We start from the raw sequence: 11,580 nt of genomic DNA, 5'->3' as shown, positions 1-11,580 counted from the left end.
CGTCGCAAGGTAAATAGAGATGATGGATGAAACCAGTACGCACTTTTATGTGCCTATCACCCAGGAGCAACGTGAGATTTGTCTTGGGCCCGAGGGTTCGGCCTGGCACGTGGCTCGGGTGATCAAAATGATCCAGAGTCGATGGAAACTGCCGATTCTGTTCAGGCTCTACGCCGACCCATCGATCCGCACACTGCAATTGAAGCGCGATCTGCCTGGCGTTTCCCAGAAGATGCTGACTGCTCATCTGCGCGAACTGGCCAGCGATGGCTTGATCGAGCGAATCGACTTCGGTGAGAAGCCTTTGCGTGTCGAGTATCAGATGTCGGAAATGGGGCGCCAGCTTCTTCCGGTTCTCATTGCGGCGCGCAGATTTTCGACAAGCCATCCACCCGAAGCTGACGAGTCGTCAGAGGAAATTTGAACAAGTCTTATCGAAGGACTTTGTAGATCTCAGAAACCACCTGCATCGTTGCGTCTTCGATCGTTCCTTCATTACGGCACAACACCCAGCCGTGGTCTGCAATCGCTCGTTCGAACGCCTCGGTGCAAACGACATGTTCTTCCAGCTTGTGGATCACCGTACTGCTCAGCCCACGCGATCGTGCCGCGGCCCTCGCCCATGAGATTTCAGGGTCGGTGACAACCCCGACATGCAGGTCTGGCACTCGCACGTTTCTATCAATGTTCAACTGTAGAATCTCTGCAAACGGGACTATCCGGCGAAACGCAGCATCAGACGGGTACCAGCGATCAATCAGGATGATGCTGTCGGGTGGCTGTTGAGTCAGTACCTGCTGGGAAATCCAGGCACGGCTGTCCGCAAAGCGCTCACAAACCCTCAACTCCAGATCCCTGCTGGGGTTTCTGACGAGCTGGTTAACGAGGGCCATTGTTTCACCCCTGTAGGGATCGCTTTTACTCTCGCTAAGCCGGATCACCTTTTTGTTGTCAGCCCTCAGTACTTTCGTAACGGCTTCCAACAGTGTGGTTTTGCCGGCACCCTTGGGGCCATCCAGAGAAACAAACAGCGGTCGATTCATTCTTCACATAACGATTGATAATTGATGAACACTCTAACCCGGTTTCTGGCTACCGGGTCTCAAAACCGGGATTACAGCCACTTATGAGCCTGTCGTCAGGTGCTCTCCTGCGGATCATTAGCTGAAGACAACGGCAATGACGCGATTATCTCGGCGCGGCAAACTTCGAGTATTTCATCAGCGAGTGAAGAATCATCCGGGCAAGCGCGCGACAACATGACCGCACCGATCGCATGCGCTAGCAGGTCGATCATCTTTGCTCGCGCTCCTTCGTGCAGCGTGTCCTGACCAACCTTGTACTTTTCTTCGAGCGCTGCCAGCGTGTTTTCTATTCCGTCGGCAAAGGTCGCTTTCAACTCACTCGACTGACGAGCAGCGTCACCACACAGTGCTGCCATGGTACAACCCACTCCCCTGCCGTCTCTGTGATCCCTCGACACGTACAGATTTACAAATCCGGTAACGTCCAGATCGCAGGTACTCGAGAGGGATTTTGAAAGGCTATTTTCAGCTGCTTCTGCCATCAAATCGGCTTTTGAGCCGAAATGCTTGTAAAAACCTCCTTGCGTAAAACCGGCTGCAGCCATCAGTTCCGCCACCCCCACGCCATCGTAGCCACGGTCACGAAATAGCTCGGAAGCCGTCTCGACGATATGAGCTCGGTTAGCGAGTGACTGCGTCTTGGTAATTTTCATTTCGTGCACCTCTGCATCTCAAAACAATGCCCGCATCATACTCTGATGTTGATCGTAATCAAAAGCGTTGACAGTTTTGAGTTCGAGCGACATCATAAATCCCGTCATCGCGAATCTTCGCGGGCACGGCGCACGACGCCGTCATTGATCAACGATTATGGAAACGATATGAACGATAAGACGTTGTTTGAGCCCTACACACTCGGCTCGCTGACACTTTCCAACAGAATCGTAATGGCGCCGTTGACCCGTAACCGTGCTGGTGAGGGCTTTGTACCGAGCGAGTTCGCTGCGACCTATTACAGCCAGAGAGCGTCCGCAGGCCTGCTGATTTCCGAGGCGTCCCAGATCTCGCAGCAAGGACAGGGCTATCAAGATACGCCCGGAATTTATACGCAGGCGCAGATAGATGGGTGGCGCAAAGTCACTGAAGCCGTACATGAAAAAGGCGGACGAATTTTCCTGCAACTTTGGCATGTCGGGCGTGTTTCCCACACGAGCCTGCAGGAGAACGGTGCAGCACCGGTAGCCCCTTCTGCTCTGCGTCCAACGACTAAAGTATTCGTTAACAATAGCTTTGTGGATGTTTCGGAACCGCGAGCCCTTGATATCAGCGAACTTCCTGGGATCGTAAACGACTTTCGCCAGGCAGCGTCGAACGCCATCACTGCGGGGTTTGACGGCGTAGAGATCCACGGTGCAAACGGGTATTTGCTGGATCAGTTCCTCAAGGACGGTGCCAACGTTCGCACTGATGCCTACGGTGGTTCGGTCGAAAATCGCGCTCGCTTGTTGCTTGAAGTCACTGCGGCTGTGGTGAACGAGATCGGTGCTGGACGAACGGGTATCCGTCTTTCACCTGTCTCCCCTGCCAACGGTGTTTCCAGCACCGAACCGCAAGCGCAATTCGACTACGTTGTCGATCAACTCGACGCCATGGGCCTCGTTTACCTCCATGTGGTCGAGGGCGCAACCGGCGGCCCGCGTGATGTTGCGCCCTTCGACTTCGGCTCCCTGCGTCAACGCTTCAAAAATACCTACATCGCCAACAATGGCTACGACCTGAATCTGGCCACCTCGAAACTCATCGAAGATAAGACGGATCTCATCGCCTTTGGGCGTCCCTTTGTTGGCAACCCTGATTTGGTTGAACGACTCAAAACAGCTGCCTCTTTATCAGCATTCGATCCTGCAACCCTGTATGGCGGTGGCGCAGCGGGCTACATCGACTACCCGACGCTTGCCGAGTCCAGCGCCGCACAGGGCTGAACAGTCACAGAGACTGAATCGCTTATCGACATCCATTCAAGAGAATCTATTTATGAGCATCCCTGAAACCGTACTCATTACCGGCGCCTCGACGGGCATTGGCGCCACTTACGCCGAGCGCTTTGCCCAACGCGGGCACAATCTGGTGTTGGTTGCCCGCGACAAAAAACGGTTAGACGCACTTTCCTCCCGGCTACGTGAGCAATTCGGCGTGGCCATTGACGTTATTCAAGCTGATCTGACTCAAATCACTGATTTGACGACTGTCGAAGCTCGCCTGCGCGATGACGCCAGCATTGGCATCCTTGTGAATAATGCGGGAGCCGCCCAATCCGGCAGTTTCATCGAACAATCCACCGACAGCGTTACCAACCTGGTCGCGCTCAACACCACTGCACTGGTACGACTCGCCAGCGCAATCGCCCCGCGCCTGGCACAAGCAGGTAGTGGCGCGATTATCAACATTGCTCCGTCGTTGGACTGGCACCGGAATTCGGGATGACCGTCTACGGCGCTACCAAGGCATTTGTCCTGTTTCTATCGCAAGGACTGAGCCTTGAGCTCTCGCCTAAAGGCGTCTACGTGCAAGCTGTTCTGCCAGCGGCCACTCGCACGGAAATCTGGGAACGTGCGGGCATCGACATCAATACCCTCAGCGAAATCATGGACGTGGGCGATCTGGTCGATGCCGCGCTGGTCGGTTTTGATCGTCGCGAGCCGGTGACCATTCCGCCGTTACAAGACGCCGCTCGTTGGGATGCTCTGCAGGCTGCCCGCCAAGGTTTGCTTTCAGAGATTCGCCAATCTGCAGTCGCCGAGCGCTATCAAGCCGAGGCGTGATTGTCATGCAGCAGATGCTGATCCTGCCGGGTTTTTCATTAGGTGGATGCGTGGCACAGCCAGGCTGCCATCCCATTAAAACCATGAGAACTGAATCATGAAAGCCTTCTTGATCGACCGTTACGGCAAGAGTCATGGACGTATTGGCGAGGTACCGGTACCTCAACTTGGAATTAACGATGTCCTGGTTGAGGTGCATGCCAGCAGCGTCAATCTGCTGGATTCGAAGATCCGCAAAGGTGAATTCAAACTGATCCTGCCGTACTCATTCCCTTTGATTATGGGTAATGACTTGGCCGGCGTCGTCGTTCGCGTGGGATCAGGCGTGCACAACTTCAAGGCCGGTGACGAGGTCTATGCCCGCCCTCCTCAATCACGCATTGGCGCCTTTGCCGAATTGATTGCGGTGGATGAAAGTGCTCTTACGCTGAAACCCAAAAATATCTCCATGGAACAGGCTGCTGCCCTCCCCTTGGTTGCACTGACTGCGTGGCAGGTGCTGGTTGAAACAGCCCGGTTGGAAAAGGGGCAAAAAGTCTTTATCCACGCGGGTTCCGGTGGCGTCGGCACAATTGCCATCCAGCTTGCAAAGCATCTTGGCGCCTTCGTTGCGACGACGACCAGCACAAGTAACGTGGGTTGGGTCAAGGCGTTGGGAGCGGACGTCGTCATCGACTACAAGCAGCAAAACTTCGAAAGCGTCTTGCGCGACTACGACGTCGTATTGAACAGCCTCGGCCCTGTCGAGCTGGAAAAATCACTCAGCATTCTCAAACCTGGTGGCCAACTTATCTCCATCTCGGGTCCACCGACACCAGAGTTCGCACAAGAGCAAAAGCTGTTCTGGGGACTGGGTTGGGTAATGCGTCTGTTGAGCAGCGGCATCCGCAGAAAAGCGCGCAAACAGGACGTCAGATATGCGTTCGTATTCATGCGTGCGAGCGGTGCTCAATTGAAGAAAATCACTGCGCTTGTCGAGTCTGGAGTTATCACACCTGTGATCGACCGAACCTTCCCGTTTGAGTCAACGGCTGAGGCATTGAGCTACGTCGAGCGGGGCAGAGCCAAAGGTAAAGTGGTCATCAAGCTCATATGACTAAGCAGGTACCCAAAAACGGTCGCTGCTGCGTCGAGTTATTGATCTGTAACTCGACCAGCCTGCCGGACGAGACTCCTGGTTCAGTTATACGTGAAGGTCACTTATCAGAAGTGTCCTGTATTAACCCGACTTCACCACCGGGAAAAGTTGAGTTGCAGTCCCAACCCGCTGCGCCAGCGCCTTCAACAATAATCTGGCGAAAATTAATGCTGGAGCAATAGCGTCGAACCAGCTGCTTGCTATCGCCGAAAGCAACTCACGGACACACTGGAGTATCAATTGAAAACATCTTCCGAAAAAACCGCGATAGTGACCGGTGCATCATCCGGTATTGGTCGCGCTACTGCTGAAGCTCTGGCACGAGCCGGGTATACCGTGTTTGGCACGAGTCGCAAGGCTGGTGACAGTCCAACGCAGGTTTCCATGCTCAGTTGCGATGTGACGGATGATCAATCTGTCAGTGCGCTCGTTTCCACCGTACTCGCGCAGACCGGGCGGATCGATCTCTTGGTCAATAATGCGGGTGTTGGTTTACTTGGGGGCGCAGAGGAATTCTCGATCCCGCAGGTGCAGGCACTGTTCGATGTGAATTTGTTTGGAGTTATCCGCATGACCAATGCGGTGTTGCCGTCGATGCGGCAACGTGGACAAGGGCGCATCATCAATATCGGATCGATTCTAGGGTTAGTACCTGCGCCCTACTCCGCTCATTATTCGGCGGTCAAACATGCTTTAGAGGGCTACTCGGAATCTCTTGATCACGAAGTTCGTGCCTTCAATATTCGAGTATCGGTTATCGAGCCGGCATTCGTGCGTACAGTCTTCGATCAAAACGGCATTGAGCCGGACTCGAAGTTGAAGGAATACGATCAGGCTCGAGCCGGGTTCAAGGCACTGCTAGGCGATGTGATGCCTAAAGCCGACCTTCCAGAAGTCGCGGCTGCTGTTGTCGTGAAAGCGGCGACCGATGTCCGGCCTCAGCATCGCTACACTGCGGGCAAGGCCGCGCGACAAATCAGTCTGCTGCGCCGTTTTGCCCCCGCAAAGATTTTTGATAAAGCCTTGCGCAAACAATTTCGCCTACCGGTTTGACGCTGGCGCAGTAAAAGTTGAACCAAAAAAGGGCCATCAAAGGCCCTTCTTTACTCAAACCAAATCACCTGGCCAGCCAGGACTCGACGCTATCAGGAGCCTGCCTGAATGCTCAGCGCTGAGTAAGAAACAACTGAAGACTGTTGTGGCCATCCACGATCAGTCCTCGAATAAGTTCCTGGTACTGTTCTGCGGTCTTCAGATCTTGCAGATCGAAGCTTGCAGACCAATGGACGAACGTCTTGGACTGTCCAGTAAGAGCGGCCAATTTTACCGTGGCCACATAGTTATCCAGCGGCAATGGAGCTTCCTCGAAGCGGTAGGACAGCGTTGTATTGCGATCATCGACCGATAACAGGCGCTCCCTGACAACTGCGCCATCGGCCAACGTGAGTTTGCGAATACAGCCCACCAATCCATCGGGTTGGTTGTCCTCAATGCTGCTTTCGACAATCGAGGGATGCCATTTATGTATCTCACCAAATTTCTTCAATACGCCCCAGGCGTGTCCTGCATCGCTGTCCAGGACAGCGGAAAACTCAACCATCGGCATCGTGTATCTCCCTTCAAATGATCTGTTTTTGAAAATAGCTAACTTCGGCTTTTGCCAGCGCCGTCGATGATGAACGAGCTCCGATCCCGGCTTTGATTCAACCGGGATCGGTGCACGCTCAACCTTCGAACTGGTGATAAACCTTGGCGATGACCTTCCAGGTGCCGTCGATTTTGATCAGGGTCAGGTAGTCGTTGTAGTCGGCGCCGATCGCATCCTTTTCCATATCGACACGCACCACGGCTGTCGTGGGTGTGATCGCCAGTATGTCGAGCCGAGTCGTAATTTCTGGGGCACTGCCGTTCTTCTGAACGAAATCAAACAGATTCTTGATCGGGCCGCCAAGCAGCTCACCGTTTGTGAAACCGTACATCACGGCGTCTTTATGGAATGCTTGCGCAACGCCTTCTGCACTGCCCACACGCAGACCTTCAACGTATTGATTGGCGGTAGCGATGACAGCGTTGTACTCGGAAGTCGGTACTGCCTTGATGTTCTTGGACATGGTTCTCTCCGTTTATTAGAGGCGAGGTACAGCACACCTCGCCAGAGGCGCTCGAGTGCTCGAGTGCTCAAGCGCTCGGATGGGTGTGGTAAATCTTGCTGACGATCGTCCACTTGCCGTCTACCTTCAGCAGGTTGAAGAAATCGGTGAAACGAAATCCCGAAACGTTGTCGGTATCGACGCGAGCACTGGCGGCAGTGCCCACGATGTCGATGCGAACGATCGCGGCTTTGGCTTCGGGAGATGGGCGGAAAGCGTTGTCGATGACGTCGTACAGATTCTGGATCGCACCGCCGACGAGCTTGTCGCCATCGACCCCAAACATGGTGGCCTGCTCGTTGAACGCAGGCTTCATCAAAGCGCTGTCAGCCTTGGCACCGCCTTCGTTGTATTGGCTCAGCACGTCGACGATCGCGTTGTATTCCTGGACGTAAGTTGGATGGCTCATGATGAACTCCTGATTGAGAAATTTCCGATTGCCCATCAGCTCTGGATGGGCGTGGGCATGGCCCACCAACAATCACCAATCCTGGCGTGTCGGCGAGATGATCAGATCGTTGACGGTGACGTTTCCCGGTTGGTTGAGCGCGTAAATCACAGCGCGGGCGATATCGTCAGGCGCAATGGCAATCCGGTTCAGCTCCTGAGCAGCCTTGCGCCCTTCAGGATCGCTGACCTTGTCCGCCCAACCGGTATTGATCACGCCGGGGCTGACGGTGTTGACGCGAATGCCATGCTGCACGCCCAACTCCTTGCGCATGGATTCGGTCATGGCCTGGACGAAAAACTTGGTTGCGCTGTAAACACCCGCCGCCGGCCCGACCTGATGACCTGCAACAGAGTCCATGTTGAGAATCTGCCCGGATTTCTGTTCAAGCATGTACGGCAATACAGCCGCAATACCGTTGAGGTAGCCCTTGATGTTCACATCGATCATCTTTTCCCAATCCTGCACGGCCAGATCGACCCAGTTGGAAAAGAGCATCAGGCCGGCGTTGTTGACCAAGATGTCCACGGCGCCGTAGGTGTCTTGTGCAAACTTCGCCAGCGCTTTGGTTTGATCCAGATGGGTAACGTCTGCGGTGAAGGCAACCACATCGCTGCCTGACTCACGCAGTTCTGCAACAAACGCTTCCAGCCCATGCTGATCGTGTGCTGCCGCTACTACGCGGACACCCTGTGCCGCGAGTGCACGAGTGGTGGCTGCGCCGATGCCGGAAGATGCGCCAGTGACGATGGCGACCTTGTTTTGCAGATAATTCATATTTGAGTACCTCTTGTGCGGCGAAATGCGCTCGCGACGGAGCCTCCCCGCGCCGAGTCGACGCAAGGGGAACCTCTCATTAGTTGGCGTTGGCCGTTGGCCAATCGGTGTAGCCCTTGGCGCCTCCGCCGTAATAACTCTCACGTGGCGCGATGGTCAGTTCGGTTCCACGACGCAGGCGCTCTACAAGGTCTGGATTGGCAATGAACAAACGACCGAACGCTACCGCGTCAATCCGGCCTTGCGCCCGGCGTTCCAGCGCCATATCCAGGTCATAGTTGTTGTTACCAATGAACGGCCCTTCGAACTGCGCACTCAGCGCGTCCAGATCCACCCCTTCCGGAACGGTGCGAGAAGTGGCGGTGGCGCCTTCGACGAAGTGCAGATAGGCCAGGTTGAATCTGTTCAACTGCTGAATGAGGTAGCCGTAAGTCGCCATGACGTTGCTGTCAGGGGGCGTATTACCTGCGTCAGGTGTCACCGGCGAAAGGCGGATGCCGACCCGGTCACTGCCCCAGATCGCGACCACGGCTTCGGTGACTTCAAGCGTCAACCGCGTCCGGTTCTCGATGGACCCGCCGTACGGGTCAGTGCGCTGGTTGGTGGAATCACGCAGGAACTGATCGAGCAGATAGCTGTTGGCAGAATGGACTTCCACACCGTCAAAACCGGCTCGCTTTGCATTTTCAGCCGCATGCCGGTACTGCTCGATGATCCCCGGGATCTCTGAAGTCTCCAGCGCCCGAGGCATGGACACTTCGACCATGCCATTGTTGGTGTAGGTCGTACCTTCGGCCTTGATTGCCGAGGGAGCGACCGGTGCCTCGCCGTTTGGCTGTAGCTCGACGCTGGAGAAGCGACCAACGTGCCATAGCTGGCTGACGATCTTGCCGCCTGCTGCGTGTACCGCGTCAGTGACTTTTTTCCAGCCTGCCACCTGTTCTTCCGACCAGATACCTGGCGTCATGGCATAGCCGCGGCCCTGGGCAGAAATGTTCGTGGCTTCGGCGATGATCAGGCCTGCGCCGGCACGTTGGGCGTAGTAAGTGGCGTGCAGTTCATTCGGCACGCCGTCCTCCGCCATCCGGCTGCGTGTCACTGGAGCCATGACAATACGGTTGGCCAGTTGCAAGGCGCCCATCCGCGTGGGCGAAAAAAGGTCGGTGTTATGACTGTTATCAATCATGTTGAATACCTCAAATATTAGACCGGTCGTCTAGTAAATTGGTTAAAAAAAACGCCCCTAGGCCAGCAGGCGTTTACTTGTGATCAGTGCGGTTTCAAACGGGGCCATGGTCTTCTTGACCTTGACCAACAGCGAGGCGCCCAGCCATAGCTGATAGAGCGATTCGGCTAATATCGCCGCGTCCTGAGTCTGCGAGATGGAACCATCGGCCATGCCCTGCTCGACGCAACGCATGATCCGCTGAATGATCAGCGCGGTGCCCTCCTCCAGCACCGTGCGCATGTCTTCCGATAAGTCGCAGACTTCAGCGCCCAGTTTCACCACCAGGCATTTCTCCTCGGGATGATCGAACGCTTGCGTCTTTGCCCAATAGTGCAGATAGCCCAGCAGCCGCTCCGCTCCTGTTCCTTCTGCGGCCATGACGATATCGACGCGCCCGATGTACTCCTGAAAATATTCTTCGAGCAGCGCCTGGCCGAATTCTTCTTTCGAGCGGAAGTAGTGATAGAACGACCCTTTGGGTACGCCAGCGGTTGTCAGCACTTCCGACAGCCCCACGGCGGTGTAACCCTTGTTGGTCATCAGCGACTTGGCCACATCGATGATGTGCTGTCGCATGTCTTGGATAGGTTTCTTCATAGGGAAGGCAGCCTACACAAAACTAGACCGGTCGTCTAGAAACTCCTGCCTGCATCTAATGAACCGACTCAATCGTTAGCGTTTCCTGTCGAACGCCTTCTTGCGGATTGTTATGCTTTTTGCACTGCCTGATTGACTCGTGAAGGCTCAAGGGACGCCCTCTCCCATTTGGCGATTACCAAGGGTGCAATGGCATTACCCAGCACGTTCAGCGTGGTGGTTCCGCTATCGATAATCCTGAAGATTCCCGCGATAAGCGCTACCCCTTCCAATGGAAGACCGGCAGAGGCCAACGTCGCAGACAAGATAATGATGGCGAATCCAGGCACCCCTGCAGCACCTTTGGAGGTCAGCACCATCGTGACCACTAGCAAGATCTGCTGAGACAGCGACAGGTCAATGCCATAAAGCTGAGCGACAAAAATCGTCGCAACGCCCAGGAAAATCGATGCACCATCCAGATTGAACGCATACCCCACCGGCACCACAAAACTGACGATTCGGCGCGGGACTCCATAGCTCTCCAGCTTGCTCATCAACTGCGGCATGACCGCTGCCGATGCGGCACTCGAGAACGCAAGAATCAGCTCATTCCGGAAATACTTGATCAGCTTGAAAATGTTCTCGCCGATCAGATAGCAAATACCGCCAAGTACCACCAATGCAAAGACAATCAGTGCCAGGTAGACCACACCAATCAGCTTGAGCAAAGGCAATAGCGAGGCAAAGCCGAAGGTTGCGACGGTAGCGCCGATCATGCCGAACACGCCTATTGGCGCGTAAGCCATGACGATTGAAACGACTTTGAACATCGCATCGGAAATACCCTGAACCACCGCGACCACTGGCGCGCTTTTCTCTCTGGGTAGCGAGTTCAATGCCATGCCGAACAGGACAGCGAAGAACAGCACCGACAGCAACTTCGCTTCCGACATCGCCACAAAGACATTGTCCGGAACGATGTTCTGCACAATCACGAGAGCGCCCTTCGAAGGCTCCATCGTGATGGACGCAGCGCTATGCGTAATGCCGGAAATATCAGTGCCTGTGCCAGGCGCGAATACATTCGCGAAACACAGCCCCATCACAATCGCCAGGCCGGTTATCGCAAAAAAGTACCCCAGCGACTTGATGCCCATGCGACCAAATGACTTGTTATCTCCGCCTCCTGCGATGCCCAGGATCATGCAACAAAACACGATCGGAACAACGACCATCTTCATCATCTTGATGAAGATATCGCCCAGCGGTTTCAGGATTTCCGCGCTAACCCACAATTGATACTGCGGATGGGTATTGAAATACCAACCGACGAGCACGCCAAGCAACAGCCCGGCAATGATTTGCCACACCAAGGGAATACGTTTCATGTCTAGCCTTCTTGTTGGAATGAAA

At 54.8% G+C, this 11,580-nt stretch carries 13 protein-coding genes and 1 pseudogene; 5 read left to right on the top strand and 9 right to left on the bottom strand.

Features of this window, described 5'->3' with window-relative positions; all coding sequences use genetic code 11:
- Positions 1–19: 19 nt before the first annotated feature.
- Positions 20–424: a winged helix-turn-helix transcriptional regulator gene (locus tag BK667_RS13080; RefSeq protein WP_123597841.1), complete on the top strand. Its 405-nt coding sequence runs from the start codon at positions 20–22 to the stop codon at positions 422–424.
- A gap of 7 nt (positions 425–431) precedes the next feature.
- Here the strand turns inward: BK667_RS13080 and BK667_RS13075 are convergent, their stop codons facing one another.
- Both BK667_RS13075 and BK667_RS13070 read right to left on the bottom strand, forming a co-directional pair.
- The gene (locus BK667_RS13075; RefSeq protein WP_123597840.1) at positions 432–1,043 is read right to left on the bottom strand and encodes a dTMP kinase; all 612 of its coding nucleotides are present in this window, start codon (positions 1,041–1,043) and stop codon (positions 432–434) included.
- Between the two features lie 95 nt (positions 1,044–1,138).
- Positions 1,139–1,738 (bottom strand): TetR/AcrR family transcriptional regulator, encoded by a 600-nt coding sequence (locus BK667_RS13070; RefSeq protein WP_123597839.1) that lies wholly within the window; start codon positions 1,736–1,738, stop codon positions 1,139–1,141.
- Positions 1,739–1,906: 168 nt separating this feature from the next.
- Here BK667_RS13070 and BK667_RS13065 point away from each other — a divergent pair, with 168 nt between their 5' ends.
- The 4 genes and pseudogenes from BK667_RS13065 (at position 1,907) to BK667_RS13050 (ending at position 6,038) form a co-directional block, all read left to right on the top strand.
- On the top strand, positions 1,907–3,007 hold the full coding sequence (locus BK667_RS13065) for an alkene reductase (protein WP_123597838.1): 1,101 nt from the start codon (positions 1,907–1,909) through the stop codon (positions 3,005–3,007).
- A gap of 52 nt (positions 3,008–3,059) precedes the next feature.
- Positions 3,060–3,847, top strand: a pseudogene (locus BK667_RS13060) (SDR family NAD(P)-dependent oxidoreductase).
- Between the two features lie 97 nt (positions 3,848–3,944).
- Positions 3,945–4,943 (top strand): NADP-dependent oxidoreductase, encoded by a 999-nt coding sequence (locus BK667_RS13055; protein WP_123597837.1) that lies wholly within the window; start codon positions 3,945–3,947, stop codon positions 4,941–4,943.
- Between the two features lie 282 nt (positions 4,944–5,225).
- The gene (locus BK667_RS13050) at positions 5,226–6,038 is read left to right on the top strand and encodes an oxidoreductase (RefSeq protein ID WP_123597836.1); all 813 of its coding nucleotides are present in this window, start codon (positions 5,226–5,228) and stop codon (positions 6,036–6,038) included.
- A 112-nt stretch (positions 6,039–6,150) separates the two neighbouring features.
- On the opposite strand, the gene BK667_RS13045 is transcribed toward BK667_RS13050, so the two are convergent.
- The 7 genes from BK667_RS13045 to BK667_RS13015 all read right to left on the bottom strand — a co-directional run bounded on the left by BK667_RS13045 (position 6,151) and on the right by BK667_RS13015 (position 11,555).
- A complete protein-coding gene (locus BK667_RS13045) occupies positions 6,151–6,591 on the bottom strand; it encodes an SRPBCC family protein (protein ID WP_123597835.1) in 441 nt (146 codons plus the stop codon).
- Positions 6,592–6,709: 118 nt separating this feature from the next.
- Positions 6,710–7,096, bottom strand: a complete 387-nt coding sequence (locus BK667_RS13040) for a nuclear transport factor 2 family protein (RefSeq protein WP_048728942.1) — start codon at positions 7,094–7,096, stop codon at positions 6,710–6,712.
- Between the two features lie 67 nt (positions 7,097–7,163).
- Complete coding sequence (locus BK667_RS13035; RefSeq protein WP_123508396.1) at positions 7,164–7,544, bottom strand: nuclear transport factor 2 family protein; 381 nt, start codon at positions 7,542–7,544, stop codon at positions 7,164–7,166.
- 72 nt (positions 7,545–7,616) lie between these two features.
- Positions 7,617–8,360 carry an SDR family oxidoreductase gene (locus BK667_RS13030; RefSeq protein ID WP_123597834.1) on the bottom strand — a complete coding sequence of 248 codons (744 nt, stop codon included), beginning with the start codon at positions 8,358–8,360 and terminating at the stop codon, positions 7,617–7,619.
- Positions 8,361–8,439: 79 nt separating this feature from the next.
- Positions 8,440–9,546 carry an alkene reductase gene (locus BK667_RS13025; protein WP_123597833.1) on the bottom strand — a complete coding sequence of 369 codons (1,107 nt, stop codon included), beginning with the start codon at positions 9,544–9,546 and terminating at the stop codon, positions 8,440–8,442.
- A 57-nt stretch (positions 9,547–9,603) separates the two neighbouring features.
- Positions 9,604–10,185 (bottom strand): TetR/AcrR family transcriptional regulator, encoded by a 582-nt coding sequence (locus BK667_RS13020; protein ID WP_054045933.1) that lies wholly within the window; start codon positions 10,183–10,185, stop codon positions 9,604–9,606.
- A gap of 110 nt (positions 10,186–10,295) precedes the next feature.
- The gene (locus BK667_RS13015) at positions 10,296–11,555 is read right to left on the bottom strand and encodes a cation:dicarboxylate symporter family transporter (RefSeq protein ID WP_123508339.1); all 1,260 of its coding nucleotides are present in this window, start codon (positions 11,553–11,555) and stop codon (positions 10,296–10,298) included.
- Between the last annotated feature and the right edge of the window lie 25 nt (positions 11,556–11,580).

The sequence above is a fragment of the Pseudomonas frederiksbergensis genome (genome assembly GCF_003732705.1).
Classification (GTDB): domain Bacteria; phylum Pseudomonadota; class Gammaproteobacteria; order Pseudomonadales; family Pseudomonadaceae; genus Aquipseudomonas; species Aquipseudomonas frederiksbergensis_F.
This window is presented reverse-complemented; position numbering and strand designations above follow the sequence as displayed.

Bases quoted from the DNA above. Each gene is read 5' to 3' on its own strand.
- BK667_RS13015 (WP_123508339.1), bottom strand. From the start codon at position 11,555: ATGAAACGTATTCCCTTGGTGTGGCAAATCATTGCCGGGCTGTTGCTT.
- BK667_RS13030 (WP_123597834.1), bottom strand. From the start codon at position 8,360: ATGAATTATCTGCAAAACAAGGTCGCCATCGTCACTGGCGCATCTTCC.
- BK667_RS13020 (WP_054045933.1), bottom strand. From the start codon at position 10,185: ATGAAGAAACCTATCCAAGACATGCGACAGCACATCATCGATGTGGCC.
- BK667_RS13075 (WP_123597840.1), bottom strand. From the start codon at position 1,043: ATGAATCGACCGCTGTTTGTTTCTCTGGATGGCCCCAAGGGTGCCGGC.
- BK667_RS13025 (WP_123597833.1), bottom strand. From the start codon at position 9,546: ATGATTGATAACAGTCATAACACCGACCTTTTTTCGCCCACGCGGATG.
- BK667_RS13080 (WP_123597841.1), top strand. From the start codon at position 20: ATGATGGATGAAACCAGTACGCACTTTTATGTGCCTATCACCCAGGAG.
- BK667_RS13055 (WP_123597837.1), top strand. From the start codon at position 3,945: ATGAAAGCCTTCTTGATCGACCGTTACGGCAAGAGTCATGGACGTATT.
- BK667_RS13065 (WP_123597838.1), top strand. From the start codon at position 1,907: ATGAACGATAAGACGTTGTTTGAGCCCTACACACTCGGCTCGCTGACA.
- BK667_RS13045 (WP_123597835.1), bottom strand. From the start codon at position 6,591: ATGCCGATGGTTGAGTTTTCCGCTGTCCTGGACAGCGATGCAGGACAC.
- BK667_RS13035 (WP_123508396.1), bottom strand. From the start codon at position 7,544: ATGAGCCATCCAACTTACGTCCAGGAATACAACGCGATCGTCGACGTG.
- BK667_RS13070 (WP_123597839.1), bottom strand. From the start codon at position 1,738: ATGAAAATTACCAAGACGCAGTCACTCGCTAACCGAGCTCATATCGTC.
- BK667_RS13040 (WP_048728942.1), bottom strand. From the start codon at position 7,096: ATGTCCAAGAACATCAAGGCAGTACCGACTTCCGAGTACAACGCTGTC.